Annotated in this window: 15 protein-coding genes and 2 tRNA genes; 6 read left to right on the top strand and 11 right to left on the bottom strand. The window is 64.9% G+C overall.

The genetic code is table 11. The annotated features are described in order from the left end of the window. The first annotated feature begins 48 nt into the window (after positions 1-48). Positions 49-1305 carry a NupC/NupG family nucleoside CNT transporter gene (locus ACVWY5_RS21870; protein WP_028336076.1) on the top strand — a complete coding sequence of 419 codons (1257 nt, stop codon included), beginning with the start codon at positions 49-51 and terminating at the stop codon, positions 1303-1305. 243 nt (positions 1306-1548) lie between these two features. Here the strand turns inward: ACVWY5_RS21870 and ACVWY5_RS21875 are convergent, their stop codons facing one another. Further along, the gene (locus tag ACVWY5_RS21875; protein ID WP_028336075.1) at positions 1549-2115 is read right to left on the bottom strand and encodes a cupin domain-containing protein; all 567 of its coding nucleotides are present in this window, start codon (positions 2113-2115) and stop codon (positions 1549-1551) included. Positions 2116-2215: 100 nt separating this feature from the next. Next, positions 2216-2506: an usg protein gene (locus ACVWY5_RS21880; RefSeq protein WP_026192965.1), complete on the bottom strand. Its 291-nt coding sequence runs from the start codon at positions 2504-2506 to the stop codon at positions 2216-2218. A gap of 395 nt (positions 2507-2901) precedes the next feature. On the opposite strand from ACVWY5_RS21880, the gene groES reads away from it, so the two are divergent. From groES to ACVWY5_RS21900, 4 genes are all read left to right on the top strand, one after another. Further along, on the top strand, positions 2902-3216 hold the full coding sequence (groES, locus tag ACVWY5_RS21885) for a co-chaperone GroES (protein WP_021077770.1): 315 nt from the start codon (positions 2902-2904) through the stop codon (positions 3214-3216). Between the two features lie 42 nt (positions 3217-3258). Then, positions 3259-4899, top strand: a complete 1641-nt coding sequence (groL, locus tag ACVWY5_RS21890; protein ID WP_157343304.1) for a chaperonin GroEL — start codon at positions 3259-3261, stop codon at positions 4897-4899. Between the two features lie 662 nt (positions 4900-5561). Next, positions 5562-5777 (top strand): hypothetical protein, encoded by a 216-nt coding sequence (locus ACVWY5_RS21895; protein WP_028352345.1) that lies wholly within the window; start codon positions 5562-5564, stop codon positions 5775-5777. Between the two features lie 40 nt (positions 5778-5817). After that, positions 5818-6015, top strand: a complete 198-nt coding sequence (locus ACVWY5_RS21900; RefSeq protein WP_028336829.1) for a hypothetical protein — start codon at positions 5818-5820, stop codon at positions 6013-6015. 6 nt (positions 6016-6021) lie between these two features. Here ACVWY5_RS21900 and ACVWY5_RS21905 read toward each other — a convergent pair whose 3' ends face one another. The 6 genes from ACVWY5_RS21905 to ACVWY5_RS21930 all read right to left on the bottom strand — a co-directional run bounded on the left by ACVWY5_RS21905 (position 6022) and on the right by ACVWY5_RS21930 (position 13370). Then, on the bottom strand, positions 6022-6816 hold the full coding sequence (locus ACVWY5_RS21905; RefSeq protein ID WP_244481753.1) for a Crp/Fnr family transcriptional regulator: 795 nt from the start codon (positions 6814-6816) through the stop codon (positions 6022-6024). Positions 6817-7097: 281 nt separating this feature from the next. Continuing rightward, the gene (locus ACVWY5_RS21910; RefSeq protein ID WP_028352347.1) at positions 7098-10457 is read right to left on the bottom strand and encodes an adenylate/guanylate cyclase domain-containing protein; all 3360 of its coding nucleotides are present in this window, start codon (positions 10455-10457) and stop codon (positions 7098-7100) included. A gap of 227 nt (positions 10458-10684) precedes the next feature. After that, the gene (locus ACVWY5_RS21915; RefSeq protein ID WP_051376297.1) at positions 10685-11776 is read right to left on the bottom strand and encodes a slipin family protein; all 1092 of its coding nucleotides are present in this window, start codon (positions 11774-11776) and stop codon (positions 10685-10687) included. Between the two features lie 409 nt (positions 11777-12185). After that, positions 12186-12252: transfer RNA gene (locus tag ACVWY5_RS21920), tRNA-Ile, on the bottom strand. 2 nt (positions 12253-12254) lie between these two features. Then, positions 12255-12326 (bottom strand) — tRNA-Phe (locus tag ACVWY5_RS21925). Between the two features lie 204 nt (positions 12327-12530). Further along, positions 12531-13370, bottom strand: a complete 840-nt coding sequence (locus ACVWY5_RS21930; RefSeq protein WP_028336827.1) for a LysR family transcriptional regulator — start codon at positions 13368-13370, stop codon at positions 12531-12533. Positions 13371-13493: 123 nt separating this feature from the next. Between ACVWY5_RS21930 and ACVWY5_RS21935 the strand changes: the two genes are divergently transcribed. Beyond that, positions 13494-14087, top strand: a complete 594-nt coding sequence (locus ACVWY5_RS21935) for a cysteine hydrolase family protein (RefSeq protein WP_028336826.1) — start codon at positions 13494-13496, stop codon at positions 14085-14087. A gap of 23 nt (positions 14088-14110) precedes the next feature. Here ACVWY5_RS21935 and ACVWY5_RS21940 read toward each other — a convergent pair whose 3' ends face one another. From ACVWY5_RS21940 to adh, 3 genes are all read right to left on the bottom strand, one after another. Then, a complete protein-coding gene (locus tag ACVWY5_RS21940; RefSeq protein ID WP_038377823.1) occupies positions 14111-15607 on the bottom strand; it encodes an AMP nucleosidase in 1497 nt (498 codons plus the stop codon). A gap of 107 nt (positions 15608-15714) precedes the next feature. Continuing rightward, positions 15715-16065, bottom strand: a complete 351-nt coding sequence (locus ACVWY5_RS21945; protein WP_028336824.1) for a DUF779 domain-containing protein — start codon at positions 16063-16065, stop codon at positions 15715-15717. 86 nt (positions 16066-16151) lie between these two features. Beyond that, on the bottom strand, positions 16152-17669 hold the full coding sequence (gene adh, locus ACVWY5_RS21950; protein ID WP_028336823.1) for an aldehyde dehydrogenase: 1518 nt from the start codon (positions 17667-17669) through the stop codon (positions 16152-16154). Positions 17670-17802: the final 133 nt, after the last annotated feature.

The raw sequence follows: 17802 nt of genomic DNA on the forward strand, positions 1-17802 counted from the left end.
CTGCGAGGGGCCCCTGCCCATAATCCCGCGAGAGTTCTTGGGGGCGTGATGCTGCAATTGCAATCGGCGTTCGGCGTGGTGGCGTTGCTCTTGATCGCCTGGGCGCTGAGCGAGAATCGCCTGAAGGTGTCGCTGCGCCAGGCGGCGATCGGGCTCGTCGTCACGATCGCGACCGCGCTGGTGCTGATCAAGGTGCCGCTGGTGACGCAGGCCTTCGGCGCGATCAATGACGCGGTCGGCACCATTGCCGCCGCGACCCGCGCCGGCACCGCCTTCGTGTTCGGCTATGTCGGCGGCGGCCCGGCGCCGTTCGATCCCAAGGCGCCGGGCTCGGATTTCATCCTCGCCTTCCAGGCGCTGCCGATCGTCCTGGTCATGAGCGTGCTGACGACGCTGTTGTTCTATTGGCGCGTGCTGCCGCCTGTTGTGCGCGGCATGGCCTGGCTGCTCGAGCGCACGCTCGGCGTCGGCGGCGCGGTCGGGCTCTCGACCGCGGCCAATATCTTCCTCGGCATGGTCGAAGCGCCGCTGTTCATCCGCCCCTATCTGGCGCAGCTCACCCGCAGCGAATTGTTTCTGGTGATGACCGGCGGCATGGCCGGGATCGCCGGCACGGTGCTGGTGCTGTATGCGACGCTGCTGGCCCCGCTGATCCCGGATGCGGCCGCGCATTTCGTCATCGCCTCGGTGCTCGGCGCGCCGGCCGCAATTTTAGTGAGCCTGATCATGGTGCCGGAAACGTCGGACAAGCGCACCGGCGGATCGCTCGACAATCCCGATATCCAGGTGTCGTCGACGATGGACGCGATCGTGAAGGGCACGGCGGCCGGGCTCGAGCTCTTGATGAACATCATCGCGATGCTGCTGGTGCTGGTCGCGCTGGTGTATCTGGCGAACGCGATCATCGGCCTGCTGCCGGAGATCGGCGGCGCGAAGATCTCGCTGCAGCGCCTGCTTGGTTACGTCATGGCGCCGGTGTGCTGGCTGATGGGCCTGCCCTGGCCGCAGGCGATCACGGCGGGAAGCCTGATGGGCACCAAGACCGTGCTGAACGAACTGATCGCCTATGTCGACCTGTCGAAGCTCGGCCCCGACGCGCTCGATCCACGCTCGCGGCTGATCATGCTCTACGCGATGTGCGGCTTTGCCAATTTCGCGAGCCTCGGCATCATGATCGGCGGCCTCGGCATCATGGCGCCCGAGCGACGCGACGAGATCAACGCGCTCGGGCTGAAGTCGATCGTCTCGGGCACGCTGACGACCTGCCTGATGGGCGCGATCGTGGGGATGCTGACGCAGCCGTAGCCGCAGTAGCCCGGATGCAGCGCAGCGCAATCCGGGACGGTTCGGCCGCGTATGGAAGCCCCGGATTTCGCTTCGCTGCATCCGGGCTACGTAATTTCGACCAGGTCGTCATGCCCGGGCATAGCCGTCCGAAGGACGGCGTCGCTTCCGCTCGCCTATGACCCGGGCATCCATCGGCCAAGGAGAATCTTTCGAAGCAGGATGGATGGCGGGTCAAGCCCGGCCATGACGGCCGCGAAAAGCCTACGCCTTCAGCTCCACCGTCTTGAACTCGGCCGGCAGGATCACCTCCAGCAGTTCGACGTCGTCGGAGTAGTCGAGGATCATGTGCTTGATGCGCGGCGGCTGGGTCCAGGCGCTGCCTTGCTGCATCAGCGTCTCGCCCTCGCCTTCCATGTAGGTCTTCACCCAGCCCTTGAGCACATAGACCATCTGGAAGTCGACATCGTGGAAGTGCAACTTCGACACTTCATCGGGGTTGCACGGTCCCTGAAGCCGGATGACGTGCGCCTGCGCGAGGCCATGCGAGGCGGCAGCGATGCCGAGGTCGCGGTACTTGGCGTAAGCGCGCAGCCCGTCGGCCTTGAAGTCGTCTTCGCGGTGATGGCTGATCGCAACGCGCTGTTTCGGCCGCGCCTTGGTCGCAGGTTTCGGCGCGCTCTTCTTCGCCGCCGGGACGCGGCCTTTCGACTTAATGGTCTTGCGCGCGGACGATTTCGCGGACGATTTCCTGGTGCCGGCGCCGAGCCCCGACCATTTCTTCTTCACTGCGGTCTTGGCTGCCGATCTTGATGCCGTCTTCTTGGCCATTGTTTCGCCTCCCGTCTTTTTGTGACGGAGAGAGGCTAACACAAGTCGCGCGCCGCGAGGCGAGCAAAGGCGCACAGCGCGCTTTTGCCCCCTTGCCCGGTCAATGCAGCCGGAACACGCCGTCGACGGCACGCAGCTCGGCCGGCTTGACCAGCTTGGAATGCGCCACCGTCACCGAAAACAGCGGGCCTTCGAGCTTCGCTTGCCAGAACGCGAGGAAATCCTGCAGCGCCGGAAATTTCGGAAACAGGTCGTAGTTCTGCCAGACATAGGTCTGCAGCAACGAGGGATGATCAGGCATCCGATAGAGGATTTGCGCCGTCGTCAGCCCGTACCCCAGCAACTGCTTCCGGAAATCGTCGGAAACAACCCCACCAACTCGCGAGACCATGCCAACCTCCTGTGACGGAGCGCATTCACGTGGTGGCCGACCTCCCCCGCCGGACCACCGGCAATGGATGCGCTCACATGAGAGAAATGTGACGCACGCGACTAACCCATCTCAAGCCTAAATGTTTAATAGGTTGTTGAAATTTCTTGCGTTGGCAGCAGCTTACCGCATCTGCTAATAGCCCCGGCGCCCCCTCTCGGGCGGCATTAAGGATGCCGAAATGATCTCGGCATCCTTCTGGCAGACCGCACTCACGAGTGCCAATTTTTCTGCTAGAGGCACTTGCCCGCCGCCAAGGCTTGGCCTATCTCCTGCCCAACCAGTCTGGCACTCGCTGGACTGGACTGCTAACTCTCCAAAAATCTACAGCATCTACAAATGTTTAGGAGGACTGCATGAAATTCCGTCCGCTTCACGACCGCGTCGTGGTCAAGCGTATCGACGCCGAAGAGAAGACTGCTGGCGGCATCATCATTCCGGACAGTGCCAAGGAAAAGCCCTCGCAGGGCGAAGTCATCGCCGTTGGCCCGGGCGGCCGCGATGAAGCCGGCAAGCTGATCCCCATCGACGTCAAGGTCGGCGACCGTGTCCTGTTCGGCAAGTGGTCGGGCACCGAGGTCAAGATCGACGGCGAAGACCTGCTGATCATGAAGGAAAGCGACATCATGGGCGTGCTCGACGTCCCCGCTTCCAAGAAGAAGGCGGCCTAAGCGCCTCTTTCCCTCCAGTCATTCTCTCAAGGAAAAACTCAGATGGCAGCTAAAGAAGTCAAATTCTCCGTCGAGGCGCGCGACAAGATGCTGCGCGGCGTCGACATCCTCGCCAATGCGGTGAAGGTGACCCTCGGCCCGAAGGGCCGCAACGTCGTGCTCGAGAAGTCGTTCGGCGCTCCCCGCATCACCAAGGACGGCGTCACCGTCGCCAAGGAGATCGAGCTCGAGGACAAGTTCGAGAACATGGGCGCCCAGATGGTGCGCGAAGTCGCCTCCAAGTCCGCTGACGCGGCCGGCGACGGCACCACCACCGCGACCGTGCTGGCCGCGGCGATCGTGAAGGAAGGCGCCAAGTCGGTCGCCGCCGGCATGAACCCGATGGACCTGAAGCGCGGTATCGACCTCGCGGTCGAAGCCGTCGTTGCGGACCTCCAGAAGAACTCCAAGAAGGTCACCTCGAACGAGGAGATCGCCCAGGTCGGCACCATCTCCGCCAACGGCGATGCCGAGATCGGCAAGTTCCTCTCCGACGCCATGAAGAAGGTCGGCAACGAGGGCGTCATCACGGTCGAGGAAGCCAAGTCGCTCGAGACCGAACTCGACGTCGTCGAGGGCATGCAGTTCGACCGCGGCTACATCTCGCCCTACTTCGTCACCAACGCCGACAAGATGCGCGTTGAGATGGACGACGCCTACATCCTGATCAACGAGAAGAAGCTCTCCTCGCTGAACGAGCTGCTGCCGCTGCTCGAGGCCGTGGTGCAGACCGGCAAGCCGCTGGTCATCGTCGCCGAGGACGTCGAAGGCGAAGCCCTTGCCACCCTCGTCGTCAACCGCCTGCGTGGCGGCCTGAAGGTCGCGGCCGTCAAGGCTCCGGGCTTCGGCGATCGCCGCAAGGCCATGCTGCAGGACATCGCGATCCTGACCGGCGGCCAGGCCATCTCGGAAGACCTCGGCATCAAGCTCGAGAACGTCACGCTGCAGATGCTCGGTCGCGCCAAGAAGGTGATGATCGACAAGGAGAACACCACGATCGTCAACGGCGCCGGCAAGAAGGCCGACATCGACGCCCGCGTTGCCCAGATCAAGGCGCAGATCGAGGAGACCACCTCGGACTACGACCGTGAGAAGCTGCAGGAGCGTCTCGCCAAGCTCGCAGGCGGCGTCGCGGTGATCCGCGTCGGCGGCGCGACCGAGGTCGAGGTGAAGGAGCGCAAGGATCGCGTTGATGACGCGATGCACGCGACCCGCGCGGCTGTCGAGGAAGGCATCGTCCCGGGCGGCGGCGTCGCCCTGCTCCGTGCCTCCGAGCAGCTCAAGGGCCTGCGCACCAAGAACGACGACCAGAAGACCGGCGTCGAGATCGTGCGCAAGGCGCTGTCGGCTCCGGCTCGCCAGATCGCGATCAACGCCGGTGAAGACGGTTCGGTCATCGTCGGCAAGATCCTGGAGAACAAGACCTACAACTACGGCTTCGACTCCCAGACCGGCGACTATGCCGACCTCGTCAAGAAGGGCATCATCGACCCGACCAAGGTCGTGCGCACCGCGATCCAGAACGCTGCCTCGGTTGCCGCGCTCTTGATCACCACGGAAGCGATGGTTGCCGAGCTGCCGAAGAAGAACGCCGGCGGCCCCGCGATGCCTCCGGGCGGCGGCATGGGCGGCATGGACTTCTGATCCAGCCATCCAAGGCAATCTACGAAATGCAAAACCCCGGCAGCGATGCCGGGGTTTTTGTTTGGGGCAGGCTCGCCGGGCGACTTACCGCAGCGCGGCCGATGCGAATACGTCCACAACCTCGCACTGATGCAGAGCCTTACGCTGCTCACAGCATGCACGTTATGCACAACACTCTCCGTAAATATACGTTGGTCTGAGTTGACAATTTCAAAAAAAATTTCGTGCGAGAGTCGCAAACCGAACCGACAGTGTCGTCAGCGTCCCGCACAGTAAGCTCGGGACGAGATCGAAGTTCACTCAAAAATCTGAATTGAGCACGGAGCGTCAGCTCCCGTGACGCGAGCAAGCGTTGCGGAGAATGCGTTCACTTGCGAGGGAGGCAGTGCAGTGAGCGAAAGCGACAAGGTTCTCAGCCGAGCCGCCTGAAGAAGCGGCGTTGAAGTCACATCGAGGATTCGTTCAAGGAGGGACCTGGCCGGTTGGAAGAAGCCCCGTGACGAGAGCATGCAGCCCCCACTGCCCGATGCTCCGTCAACCGCCGCAGGTGCGCGATGCCCCCCCAACTACCCCGCGCACCGATCTGGGGCCAATCCAACCGGCCGGACTATTCTGCAAGGCAAACGGCAAAAAGCAAAAGGCAATATGGGAGGGAGGCGCTCATGGGCATGGTGATGGTCAGATGTCCGCAAACCGGACACGCGATTTCCACCGGAATCAAAACCGATCGCGAGAGCTTTCGACGCAGTACCGTGTTCTTCTCGCGCACGCCCTGTCCATTTTGCCGCGCGGATCACGCCTGGTTTGCGCGGGACGCCTGGGTCGATGAGCCGAGCATCCGCGTGCGGCGACGCCGCGGCGGCGGTTCACCGGCCTGAAAATGGCCACCACTTTTGACGACCGCGATGGAGGGACACCATGGCGCAGGTACAGATCTCGACCGAAACGTCTGCCTGGCTGCTGCAGGCCAAGGACTTTCTCGATGAGGCACGACGGCTGAAGCCCGGCCCGAAGCGCAATGAGTTGCGCGAGACCGCAAAGGTGCTGCGCGAGATTGCGAAGCTCGAAAGGGTATCCTCCCCCACGCGGGAGCTTGATCGGCGGCCAGGAAGCTGAACGCGCTTACACGGCGTCATCAGCCTCGATTTCCGGGATGCGCGGATCGTTGGCCGGCGCCATTCCTCGCGTTCGAATCTTGCTACCCGAGAAGATCTCCTCGGCCTCGAGACGCATGACGCGATGGCATTCGCACGCCGCCGCCAATAGCCGCGCCCGGTCGATCTCGATCTGGCCTCGCTGATCTGACCTGATCGCTCCGCGCTTGCGCAGATTACCCATCAGCAAGGTCACCGTCGTTCGTCGTACGCCGAGGATTTGCGACAGCGCTTGCTGGGTCAGCGGGAGGACGTCGCTGTCGACGCGGTCGCGAAGTTGAAGCAGCCAGCGCGCCATCCGCGCCTCGACCGGGTGGAGCGCATTGCACGCGGAGCCGAGCTGAAACTGGATCAGCATCGATCTGACGTGCTTCTGGATCGCCTGCCGAATCCCCGGACTGCGGCCGAAAGCGGCATGAAAGCGCGCCGCCGGGACCCGCGAAGCGGTACCAGCCGCACGAACGACGGCGGTAATGCCTGACGGCGAGGCTCCGAGAACCGAAAGACTGCCCACGGCCCCTTCGCATCCGACCACACCGGTCGCGACCGTCTGCCCATCCGCCATGTCGATCATCAACAGGATCGCGCCGCTGTGAGGAAAGAAGACGTAGTCGATCTCGTCACCGGCGCGCGCCAGGACTGCATCCTGTTCGAGCGCAACGGTCTCAAGTTCGGGTCTCAGGAGGTCCAGATCCGCCGGCGACAATGTCGCGAGAAGGCGATTACAAGTTCCACCGGAAATGCTCACCTGCGGGAACGTCAAGGGTCGCACAGCATACTCACTCAAACACAGGATGAAAAACAAATTCCAAACGCTTGACCGCAAGGCGGAATTCTCCGCAGCGGCGTTTTTAAAGTAGATGCAAATGCGCCAGCGGACGCAATAGCAAAATGCGCATCGTCGCACCGTAGAACTTCGGGAACCCAACAGCTCCAGTTTCGCACCGCTAGCGTCTTGCGCGACATCCGAGCCTGCTCTTTCACCACTTGCGCGGGCGCAGGAAGGTGGGCGGACGCGGTGTGACCGCTCCGCTGCGGCACCCGTCACGATGCGCGCGAGTGGTGGTCCGGCCACCGACGCGCCTGCGTGAGCAGTTCCTGCGCGTCCTTGACCTCGGCAAGATCGAGCGCCGAATCGAAACCGGCGAGCACCGGCGCCAGCAATTGAGATATCTCCTCTGCCCGGCCGCTGCGGCTGTAAAGACGTGCAAGTCCCAGCGCGCTGCGCAATTCGAACGTCCTGGTCTGCTGCCTTCGCGCGATCTCGAGGGCGCGATGGAACGCATCCTCCGCGCCTGAAATGTCGGGGCTGTGACGACGCGACAGCAGCCCACCCTGCACGCGGTACAGCTCGGCATCGAGCCAGTGCTGCCCGGACTGCTCCGTCGCCTCGATCAGCTCATTGATGATGTCGAGCCCGGCATCGACATGCCCGGCCTCCGCATTGGCCACGGCAATCTGTAATCCCCAGAACGGTTCACAGAGGTAGCAGTCGTTCTCGTGAAGCAACGACCAGCCACGCTGCATCTCCGCGAGACCTGCGGCGCGATCGCCGGCACGCCACTTCTCCAGACCATTGAGATAGGTGCCGGCGGCGACATACAACGGCATCGTGTGGTCCCGCGCCAGGCCCAGGGCCAGGATCGTCTCGGTCTGGCGCAACCTGCTGCCGCACAGCCCGTCGAAGACGGCCTTGTGAACTAGCGCATTGGCGCGCGCGAGCGCGCGCTGTTTTCCGACGTCCACCGCGGCGCCCGCGAGCTGCCGGGCCCGATCGATTTCGCCGCGCGGCCAAAGCACCAGGGCGAGAAATCTCATGATGACGAACGGCAAGTCGAGCGTCGACGACTTGAAGGTTGCCGGATCCGGCTCGGTCGCATAGGCCGCGAAGGCCTGCTCGAGATGGATGCCCGCGTTCAGGTACTCGCCCGCGAACCAGGAGGTTACCCCGCTGGCCCAGCGCGCGACGATGGTCGCCACCGGCGAATCCGGATGCCGCTCCGCTGCGCCCATGATCGCCTCCGCCAGTTCCCGCATCGGCGCGAGCTCGCCGTGGGTCAAGCAGGCGTTGAAGAGACCCGACTGGATCGGCGCCAGTTCGATCGGATCATCGATGTCGGAGGCGAACTGCCGGGCGCGCGTCCAGGCGGCGACCGTCTCGGGGGCGCTGTGCCCGAGACTGCCCCGCAGCGCGCGGCCGTAGGCGATTTGCAGATGGAGCCGGCCGATCATCCGATCCGGCTCGTCGGGCAGCTCATCGGCGATGGCGACCGCCTTGCCGAGATGCGCGATCGCCTCGCAATAGGCCGAGCGCTTCAGCGCCTGCTGACCGGCCTTGCGCCACCACGCCAGCGCGGTCTCGCCGAGCCCTGCCTCGGTGAAATGGTAGGCGACGACTTCCGGCTCGATCTCGGCCATCTCGGCAAACTTGTCGCGCAACACATCGCCGATATGCTTGTGAAGCAACTGCCGGCGGCTCTTGAGCAGACTCTCGTAAGCCGCTTCCTGGACCAGCGCGTGCTTGAAACTGTAGCTTGCGTCCGGCGGCACGCCCCGGCGCAGCAGCAGCTCGGCCTCTTCGAGCTGGGCAAGCGCCGCGCCAAGCGTCAGATCATCGCGCCCGGCCACGCTGCGCAGCAGCGCATATGAGAACTCGCGGCCGATCGCCGCACCGATCTGCGCCACCTCCTTGACCGGCGCCAGCCGGTCGAGCCGTGCCATCAGCGAGTCCTGCAGCGTCGCCGGGATCGCCAGCGGCGGCAGCGGATTGTCGAGGCGATAGCGCCCGGCATTCTCGACCAGCAGCCCCGACTCCATGACCATCTTGGTCAGCTCCTCGACGAACAGCGGGACACCATCCGTCCGCTCGATGATCTGCGCCATCATCTCGCCGGGCAGCAACCGGCCGACGGTCACCTGCTCGATCAGCGCGCGCGTATCCTGCCGGTCGAGCCGATCGAGCCGCAGCAGGCTGACATTGGCGAGCCCGGCCCATGGCGGCTCGAACTCCGGCCTGAACGTCATGAGCATGAGGATCGGCAGCCCCCTGATCCGGTCGACCGCGAGGTCGAGCAGTTCGAGCGACGTGGCATCGGCCCAATGCACGTCTTCGCAGACGACAAGCACCGGCTGCTGCCGGGCGAGGCCTTCGAGCTGGTCGAGCAGCGCTGCGAATGTCTGCCGCCGCTGCTGCGCCGGGCTGAGGCCGAGCGGCGGATAGCGGTCGCCGGTCGGGATCGACAGCAGCGCCGCGATCAGCGGTGTCACGCTGGGCACGTGCTGCGTGCCGAGCGCCAGCATGGCTTCGAGCTTGTCCAGCTTCTGCTCCGGCGCATCTTCCGACCTGATGCCGGCGGCACGCTCGAGCTGGGCGACAAAGGGGTGCAGCGCGCTGTTGGTGTGATAGGGCGAGCATTGATACCGCACACGGCGGTGTGCCCCGGGCGCCAGGCTGTCGGAGAGCATCGCCACGATGCGCGATTTGCCGATACCCGCTTCGCCCGATATCAGCACCGCCTGGCCCTGGCCTTGCCACGCCAGTTGCTGGCGCGACAGCGCAAATTCGATCTCCGCCTTGCGGCCGACGAAGCCGATCGAGCGCGCGGTGCGCACCGCCTCGAAACGGCTTTCCGATGCCGGCTCGCCTTCGACGGCCCACACCGCGATCGGCTCGGAGATGCCCTTGACCTCGCGGCGGCCGAGGTTGCGCAGCGTGAACAGGTTGCCGAGCAGCCGGCGGGTCGAGGCAGCCACGACGACCACGCCCGGTTCCGCCAGGCTTTGCAGCCGCGCCGCGATGTTCGGTGCATCGCCGACCAGCGCCTGCTCCTCCGACGCGCCGCCGGAGACGAGGTCGCCGACCACGACGAGCCCGCTCGCGATCGCGATCCGCACCGCAACTCCCTCTTTCGCGCGGGTCTCGAGCTTGCCGATTGCGGCGATGACGTCGAGGCCGGCGCGCACCGCGCGCTCCGCATCATCCTCGTGGGCGCGGGGATAGCCGAAATAAGCAAGGATCCCGTCGCCGATAAATCTGGCAACGGCGCCGTCGTATGTCGTGATCACCTGCGCACAGGCTGCGCGATAGGCGCGGATCACCTCCCACATGTCCTCGGGATCGAGACGTGCCGATAACGCCGTCGAGCCGACCAGGTCGCAGAACATCACAGTGAGGTGGCGGCGCTCGGCATCGTGCGGTGAAACCGGCGCGGCGATCAGTCCGGCTTGATTGAGATCGGCGATCGCGCGCAGCATCTTGCGGCGATGGCCGAGCAGGACGCCGAGCCTGTCGAAGTCTTCATCCGTCAATTCGGGAAGAACGCCGAGGTCGATCCCATTCTCGGCAAAACGCAGCGCGTATTGCCCAAGTCCCAGCTTCTCGAGCCATTCCGCAATCTGCTGCACTGGCTTCACCGACGGGTTGACGGCTGGCCGAATGGACCACGGTGCACGAACGTTATCGCAATCTGACCGGAGTGGCACCTCTGTTTTGCGGCGTGGCGCGGGACATGCGAATTGTGGCCGTGGCGGTGCCCGGTTACAGCCGTCTGCACGCTAACATTCGTACGAGTGCCGGCGGCCCGTCCCGGCGAAAAAAATCGAAGGGCCGCCCGTGGGCGGCCCTTCCTGTCTTACGCGCTCTCGGGCGCCTTGAGACGCACCAGCTTGGTCAGCAGCGCATCGAGGCCCTGGCCCTCGCCCGCATGCAGGTCGATGCGGCCGACCTTCTCGACCAGACGCTCGAGCGACTCCAGCTCCTTGAGCCGCAGCAGCAGAGGGTTCTCCTCCATCAGCCTGGCGGTGTTCAGGAGCGAACGCGTCGCCGCGGTCTCCTCCTGGCGGCGGATCAGGTTGGCCTTCGCCACCCGCTCCGCCTCCACCACCTTGTTGACCAGCTCGCGGATCTCGCCGGGCAGGATCACGTCCTTCACGCCGAGCTCGGTGACCTCGACGCCGCCGTCCGCGACACGATCGCGGACGAAGTCGCGAAGCTCCGTATCGAGCGCCGTCTTCGCAGACAGCACCTCGTCCAGCGTGCGGCCGGCCACCGCCTCGCGGATCGCGAACTGCACCAGGCGGTACAGCCACGCATCGACGTCGGGCACGACAGCCACGACCCGCTCGGGATCGACGATCCGGCGGAACGCGGTCAGCGTCACGCGCAGCGCGATGCGATCCTTGGTCAGCATCTCCTGCGCCGTGATCTCGACCGCCTGGGGACGCAAATCGAGGCGCTTGACCTCGATCTTGCGGCCCGCGATCCAGAACGCGTGCCGGCCGGGCGCGAGCCGCTCGACCAGCTTGCCCTCGACCGTGAGCAGACCGGCCTCGTGGTTCTCGACCACCGCCTCGGTGATGACGCCGGCCCGGTTGGGCTGGATCATCGCGAGATGGCGTGCCGTGACCCTGGGATCGCTGGTGACGTCGATGCGCTCGACCTCGACCGACGTCGCGATCTTCCAGTACACGCGCGTCTGCCAGGGCGTCATCAGCTGCACGGGACGGCCGTCGAGGCTGACGATCGCGATCTCGTTCGCGCGGGTCTCGACCGCCTCGAACAGCTCGTCGGCCAGATCAGGGCGCGCGGCCTTGATCACCGCGAAGCGATCCGCGGGGAATTCGGTCCGCACGACGCTGAACAGCTCGGCCTTGAGCTGATGCAGGGGATCGAACAGGCGGTGACGTCCGGGCGCGAGCACCTGCTCGAGCCGGCCGTCGCGCATCAGCAACGCGCGCTCGCCATCCTTCACCGTCAAATTGGTCGTCAGGAAGTGCCAGGTCCTCTTCAGGGTCACGACACGCCTCCATCGTTTGCCGTCAGGCCCATGGGCCTGAGAGCGGGTTTCATTTTGCAAAGGACGTGAGGACGCGAACGCGGCTTCCTGTCAGCCAAGCGGGCCGTGGCTTAGAGCTTGCGCGATGACGGGCGCACGCGCGCGTTCGCGCGACGAAGGTCGCGCGGCCGTGCGGAGCCACCCGGCATCAGCGCAAGCGGTATCCACCGCGGCGCAAAGCCGGTCTCACAGTGTCGATGTTCGGACGAAATGCCTTGCGGCAGGACGGCCGGACTGCGACTGAAGCGCGCGTCCGGTCCCCTTCAGAGGTATCAGCTTTTCAGGCTGAACGGAGCGCTTGGAGCGGGAATCGAACCCGCGACCCGATGAGTATCATTCACCTGCTCTAACCAACTGAGCTATCCTTTGTGAGAGACCGGATTCGAACCGATACCTTCGGGATTTCATCCCCGACGCTCGACCATGAGCTTCATCTCGCGATCTTCATTTCGGCGGAACACGACACCGCAGGGCGGCACGCGCCGGTCGGGATCTCAACGAGCCCGAACCCGTGGCCGAAGCGAAGGAGCGGGCTAATAGACGAAGCACGTCCGGGTTGCAAGAGGGCTGCGTGTGATTTTTTCATGACGGGGCGGTGCTGTGACCCAAGCGTCGCAGCACGTCCCGTCATTGCGTGGGCGCGTCATCCCGTCTGCGCGGCATCCTGGAAGCAGGCGCGCAGCCAGTCGATGGTGACGCGCGTTGCCGCGTCGCGCTTGAGATGGTTCTGCACCAGGAGCCAGACGTCGCGTCGCTTCGGCAATAGCGTGGCGCGCAGACGGCGGTCGGTCAGCAGGCCGGCGCAGCTGTGCTCCGGCAACACGCCGACCGCGTGATGCGATTGGATCAGCGTGTGGATGATCCGGACATTGTCGGTGACGCAGCGTGCGCGAAGCCGCTTCGCGCGCAGGAACTGCATCTCAGGAATCCCCCCGAGCTCGTCGGGATAGGCGCACAGCATCGCTTCGCCCGCTGTCGTCGCGGCCGGCTCGAAGAAATACGACCTGATCTCGGCGAGCTTCGAGATCGCAAAGTCTCCCTTGTCGGGCTTGCGCAAGCGGATCGCGAGATCGGCTTCCCAGCGCGAGAATTTTACGTTCTCGCTGGACGTCAGAAACTGCAGCGTCAGGCCCGGATGGGCGCGCAGGAATTCACTTGCACGCGGCGCCAGCACCTCCTCGGCGATCGCGCTGGTGGAGGCGATGCGCAGCCGCCCGACCGGACCGGGCAGGCTTTCGCCGATCCGGCCGATCTCCTCGGCATGCGCGGCCATCGCCTCAATATGCGCGAGCACCATGTCGCACTGCCGGGTCGGCTTGCGCACGCCATCGACGGCCTCGAACAGGCGCAGGCCGAGCGCGCGCTCGATCCGCGCCAGCCTGCGCCCGACCGTGGTCTCGTCGATGCGCAGCCGCGCGCTGGCGCCGGCGTAAGTGCCCTCGTCCCTGACGGCCGCGATGATGCGAAGATCGTCCCAGTTCATGGCGCCAGGCTACATCGCGCGGCCGCCACCTGCAATAACGCAGCCACCGGCTGCAATATCCCTGCATAACAGCAGGCCGATCTCAGGCTATGTTTTCGGGGGCACATCCGCTGGAGAACGACCATGACATCAGCCAAGACATTGATGCAGCTTGCCGGTATCGACCTCACCCCGCCCCGCCTCGGCGACAGCTGCCTGGTGCTGATCGATATCCAGAACGAATACCTTGCCGGTCCGCTGGCCCTGCCCGACGCCAACCCGGCGATTGCGCGCGCGACGGCATTGCTCGCCCGCGCCCGGGAAAGCGGCGCCGCGATCATCCACATCGCGCACAAGGGCCAGCCGGGCAGCCTGTTCGACCGCAGCGCGGAGCGTGGCGCGATCGTCGCGCCGCTGGCGCCGCGGCCGGGCGAGATCGTGATCGAGAAGCAATTGCCGAACGCGTTCGCCGGCACCGACCTCAACGCGCAGCTTGCCGCGACCGGCCGCAAGGAGCTGGTGCTCGCCGGCTTCATGACGCATATGTGCGTGAGCTCGACGGCCCGCGCCGCACTCGATCTCGGCTTCCGCACCACGATCGACGCCGACAGCTGCGCCACCCGCGACCTGCCCGACGGCGTCGGCGGCACGATCGCCGCGAGGCTCATTCACGACGTCGCGCTCGCCGAACTGTCCGACCGCTTCGCGATCATCGCCCGCGGCAACGCGCTCGCCTGAGGGCCGTTCCGCCCAGCGTTGCGCTACTGAAACGCGACCTCGGCGAAGCTGCGCAGCTTGCGCGAATGCAGGCGTTCGGATTCCTGCTGCTTGAGCCGCTCCAGCGCCTTGAGACCGATCTCAAGGTGCTGTCCGACGCGCTGGCGGTAGAATTCGCTGGCCATGCCTGCGAGCTTGATCTCGCCGTGCAGCGGCTTGTCGGAGACGCACAGCAGCGTGCCGTAGGGTACGCGGAAGCGATAGCCGTTGGCGGCGATCGCCGCCGATTCCATGTCGAGCGCGACCGCGCGCGACTGCGACATGCGCCGGATCACCTGCGGCCCGCTGATCTCCCAGTTGCGGTTGTCGACGCTGGCGACCGTGCCGGTGCGCATCAGCCGCTTGAGCTCGAAGCCGGAGAGCCCGGTCACCTCGCCGACGGCTTCCTCGAGCGCGACCTGCATTTCCGCAAGCGCCGGGATCGGCACCCAGAGCGGCAGCTCGTGATCGAGCACGTGGTCCTCGCGCACATAGCCGTGGGCGAGCACATAATCGCCGAGCCGCTGCGTGTTGCGCAGCCCGGCGCAGTGCCCGATCATCAGCCAGGCATGCGGCCGCAGCACCGCGACGTGATCGGTGATGTTGCGCGCATTGGACGGACCGATTCCGATATTGATCAGGGTGATGCCGCGATAGCCGGGCCGGACCAGATGAAAGGCCGGCATCTGCGGGACGCGTTCGGACGGGGTCCCGGTGGTGCCGCCGCCGAGCCGCGCATTGTGCGTGGTCACATTGCCGGGCGTGACGAAGGCCTCGAGACCGGCCTCGCCCGACGCAAGCCGCTGCTGGGAGAGCTGCACGAAGGCATCGACATAGAACTGGTAGTTCGTGAAGATCACGAAATTCTGGAAATGCTCCGGGTCGGTGCCGGTGTAGTGGTAGAGCCGGCGCAGCGAGTAATCGACCCGCGCCGCGCGGAACAGCGCGAGCGGCTCCGGAACGCCCGGCGTCAGCTCAAAGGTGCCGTCGGCGATCGCGTCGTCCATCGCCGCGAGATCGGGCGTATCGAAGATGTCGCGCAGCGACCTTGTGAACGCCGAACTGTCGGCGATGGTCAGCGCCGCCTCGATATTGATGTCCCGGCGGTAGGCGAAATGGATCGGGATCGGCTCGTTCGACTCGCCGATCTCGACCGCCACGCCATGGTTCTTGATCAGGAGCCCGATCTGTTCGGTGAGATACGTCCGGAAGATATCGGGCCGCGTGATGCTGGTCTCGTGGACGCCGGGTCCTGCGACGAAGCCGTAGGCAAGCCGCGAATCGAGCCGCGCATGCGACGAGGTCGTGATGCGGACGAACGGATAATGCGCCCGCACCCGCGTCGTGATAACAGCGCCGTTGACATAGGCCTCGAAACGATTGCGCAGGAAGCCGGTGTTGCGCTCGTAGATCTCTTCGAGACGGACAACGGCGGCTGCGGCATCGACGAACGCTTCGGTCGTGATCGGCGGCGGGGTTTCGATGGAGGGTGTGGGAGACATGTTCGCGTTGCACCAGATCCGTTGCCGAGCTTGGACTCGCCTGGATCAGCACAATATAGCGACAATGGCCTCCAGTTCCAGATCGACGCCGATCGCGACAGGCTGCCCTACTCCGCCTCGCCGGGCGGCAACGCGCAGATTTCGGACCGGGTCAGGAACCGGCGCTCGCGCCCGTTGTCGAGCGAGAACATGCCGCCGCGTCCGGGAACAACGTCGATGATCAGATCGGTGTGCTTCCAGACGCCATACTGCGCGCCGCTGATGTAGAACGGCGCGCCGCCGATCTCGCCGAGCTTGACGTCGTGGTCGCCGATCAGGAATTCGCCTTGCGGATAGCACATCGGCGACGAACCGTCGCAGCAGCCGCCGGACTGGTGAAACAGCACCGGCCCGTGATCGGCGACGATCTCGGCGATCAGCTCCAGCGCGGCCGTCGTCGCGGTCACCTTGTCAGCCATCTCGGCCTCTGTGATGGGAGCTTCGGCGGGATACCCCGCCGAAGTGTGTCGTCTTTACGCCCCTGAGCGCAGGGGCAAACCCGGCCTCAGAAGAAGCCGAGCTTCTTCGCGCTGTAGCTCACCAGCATGTTCTTGGTCTGCTGGTAATGGTCGAGCATCATCTTGTGGTTCTCGCGGCCGACGCCGGATTGCTTGTAGCCGCCGAACGCCGCGTGCGCCGGATAGGCGTGGTAGCAATTGGTCCAGACCCGGCCGGCCTGGATGGCGCGACCGAAGCGATAGCAGCGATTGGCATCGCGGCTCCAGACGCCCGCACCGAGGCCATAGAGCGTGTCGTTGGCGATCGAGAGCGCTTCCTCGTCGGTCTTGAAGGTCGTGACCGACACCACCGGCCCGAAAATCTCCTCCTGGAACACGCGCATCTTGTTGTTGCCCTCGAACACGGTCGGCTTGACGTAATAGCCGCCCGACAATCCGCCGCCGAGATTGTTGCGCTCGCCGCCGGCCAAGACCTTGGCGCCCTCCTTCTTGCCAATGTCGATATAGGAGAGGATCTTCTCGAGCTGTTCGGAGGAAGCTTGCGCGCCGATCATGGTGGTCGGGTCGAGCGGGCTGCCTTGCGTGATCGCCGCCACCCGCTTCAACGCGCGCTCCATGAAGCGGTCGTAGATCGATTCGTGAATCAGCGCACGGCTCGGGCAGGTACAGACCTCGCCCTGGTTGAGCGCGAACATCACGAAGCCCTCGATCGCCTTGTCGAAGAAATCATCGTCTTCCGCGCAGACGTCCTTGAAGAAGATGTTGGGCGACTTGCCGCCGAGCTCGAGCGTCACCGGGATCAGGTTCTGCGAGGCGTATTGCATGATCAGCCGGCCCGTCGTGGTCTCGCCGGTGAAGGCGATCTTGGCGATCCGGTTCGACGAGGCCAAGGGCTTGCCGGCCTCGAGGCCGAAGCCGTTGACGACGTTGAGGACGCCCTTGGGCAGGAGATCGCCGACCAGTTCGAGCCAGGTCATGATCGACGCCGGGGTCTGCTCGGCGGGCTTGATCACGACGCAATTGCCGGCGGCGAGTGCCGGCGCAAACTTCCACGTCGCCATCAGGATCGGGAAATTCCAGGGAATGATCTGCCCGACGACGCCGAGCGGCTCATGGAAGTGGTAGGCGACGGTGTCGTGATCGATCTCGGAGATCGATCCCTCCTGGCCGCGGATCGCGCTGGCGAAATAGCGGAAGTGGTCGATCGCGAGCGGTATGTCGGCCGCCATGGTCTCCCGGATCGGCTTGCCGTTGTCCCAGGTCTCGGCGGTGGCGAGCTTCTCGAGATTGGCCTCCATCCGGTCGGCGATCTTGTTGAGGATGAGCGAGCGCTCGGCGACGCTGGTCTTGCCCCAGGCGTCCTTGGCTGCGTGCGCCGCGTCGAGCGCGGCCTCGATATCCGCAGCATCCGAGCGCGGGATTTCACAGATCGGAAGTCCCGTGACCGGCGAGACGTTGTCGAAATACTTCCCGGAATGGGGCTCGCGCCATTCGCCGCCGATGAAATTGCCGTAGCGCTTGGCGAACGGCGCCTTGAGCACGGACTGCATGTCCACCTTGTTCATGTGTTCCTCCGTTGGCACGCCGATGCACACGGCGTTGGCCGGAACGCTCGATCAAATCAGGCACACAGAACAGGGGCTCGCCCCAAGGGCCACGAGGGAACTGTCGCAAATCTGAGACAGAGTGCGCCGCAAA

Source organism: Bradyrhizobium sp. USDA 3256, assembly GCF_054058275.1.

Bases quoted from the DNA above. Each gene is read 5' to 3' on its own strand.
- ACVWY5_RS21870 (WP_028336076.1), top strand. From the start codon at position 49: ATGCTGCAATTGCAATCGGCGTTCGGCGTGGTGGCGTTGCTCTTGATC.
- ACVWY5_RS21875 (WP_028336075.1), bottom strand. From the start codon at position 2,115: ATGGCCAAGAAGACGGCATCAAGATCGGCAGCCAAGACCGCAGTGAAG.
- ACVWY5_RS21880 (WP_026192965.1), bottom strand. From the start codon at position 2,506: ATGGTCTCGCGAGTTGGTGGGGTTGTTTCCGACGATTTCCGGAAGCAG.
- groES (WP_021077770.1), top strand. From the start codon at position 2,902: ATGAAATTCCGTCCGCTTCACGACCGCGTCGTGGTCAAGCGTATCGAC.
- groL (WP_157343304.1), top strand. From the start codon at position 3,259: ATGGCAGCTAAAGAAGTCAAATTCTCCGTCGAGGCGCGCGACAAGATG.
- ACVWY5_RS21895 (WP_028352345.1), top strand. From the start codon at position 5,562: ATGGGCATGGTGATGGTCAGATGTCCGCAAACCGGACACGCGATTTCC.
- ACVWY5_RS21900 (WP_028336829.1), top strand. From the start codon at position 5,818: ATGGCGCAGGTACAGATCTCGACCGAAACGTCTGCCTGGCTGCTGCAG.
- ACVWY5_RS21915 (WP_051376297.1), bottom strand. From the start codon at position 11,776: ATGCGCGACGGCCGGCTCGAGCAGGTGCTCGCGCCCGGACGTCACCGC.
- ACVWY5_RS21930 (WP_028336827.1), bottom strand. From the start codon at position 13,370: ATGAACTGGGACGATCTTCGCATCATCGCGGCCGTCAGGGACGAGGGC.
- ACVWY5_RS21935 (WP_028336826.1), top strand. From the start codon at position 13,494: ATGACATCAGCCAAGACATTGATGCAGCTTGCCGGTATCGACCTCACC.
- ACVWY5_RS21940 (WP_038377823.1), bottom strand. From the start codon at position 15,607: ATGTCTCCCACACCCTCCATCGAAACCCCGCCGCCGATCACGACCGAA.
- ACVWY5_RS21945 (WP_028336824.1), bottom strand. From the start codon at position 16,065: ATGGCTGACAAGGTGACCGCGACGACGGCCGCGCTGGAGCTGATCGCC.
- adh (WP_028336823.1), bottom strand. From the start codon at position 17,669: ATGAACAAGGTGGACATGCAGTCCGTGCTCAAGGCGCCGTTCGCCAAG.